The sequence below is a fragment of the Salinimicrobium oceani genome (assembly GCF_012037645.1).
Genome location: NZ_JAAVJR010000084.1, coordinates 1 through 825 on the forward strand (window position 1 = coordinate 1; position 825 = coordinate 825).

2 protein-coding genes are annotated in these 825 nt (G+C 39.8%); both read left to right on the plus strand.

The window, feature by feature from the left end; translation table 11 throughout:
* Positions 1 to 18 precede the first annotated feature (18 nt).
* Positions 19 to 357, plus strand: coding sequence for a four helix bundle protein (locus HC175_RS15525; protein ID WP_167919890.1), 339 nt, complete (start codon positions 19 to 21; stop codon positions 355 to 357).
* Positions 358 to 364: 7 nt separating this feature from the next.
* Positions 365 to 825: F0F1 ATP synthase subunit gamma (locus tag HC175_RS15530; protein ID WP_168139358.1), on the plus strand; the 461-nt coding region annotated here is incomplete at its 3' end.

Below are 825 nucleotides of genomic sequence, written 5' to 3' on the forward strand. Positions count from 1 at the left end.
AGTTAAGAGTTATGAGTTATGAGCAAACTGGAAGATAGCCCTGTTAGGATAAAAAGTTTTCAGTTTGCTTGTGACATTGTTTTCTTTACCCGGTCTTTGAAAAGGCAGAATGAATACGAGCTGGCTTCCCAACTTTTAAAAAGTGGAACGAGCATTGGAGCCAATGTAAGAGAAGCACAACGGGGAGTTAGTACAAAAGATTTCAAGAATAAATTCGGTATCGCTTTGAAGGAAGCCGATGAAACGAAATACTGGTTGGAGCTTATTGAAGCGACATCAGAAAATGATTGTAAAGTTTTAATTGCTAAGTGTGAAGAGTTAATAAGAATTATGGTTTCCATTATAAAAAACTCATAACTCGACCATGCAGATCACCAGTGCCATGAAAATGGTGTCGGCTGCAAAGTTGAGCAAGGCCCAGGATGCTATTACCGCAATGCGGCCTTATGCCGAGAAGCTTTCAGAATTGTTACAATCGCTGAGTGCTACTCTTGACAGCGACCAGACCAGTAAATATTCTGAGCAAAGGGAGGTGAATAATGTACTTTTCGTATCCATTTCCTCCAACCGTGGTTTGGCCGGAGCTTTTAACTCCAATATTGTCAAGGCTTCCAAATACATAGCCGATCGTGATTACAGCGGGAAGAATGTTGAATTTTTGACCATTGGAAAGAAAGCTAATGACATTCTTAAGAAGACTCACAAGATCTTTAAGAATGAAACTGCTATCTATGATGATCTAAGCTTTGAAAATGCCTCAGCTATCGCCGAAGAGCTAATGCAGCTGTTTGTAGAGAAGAAATTCGATAAGATCGTCATTGTGTA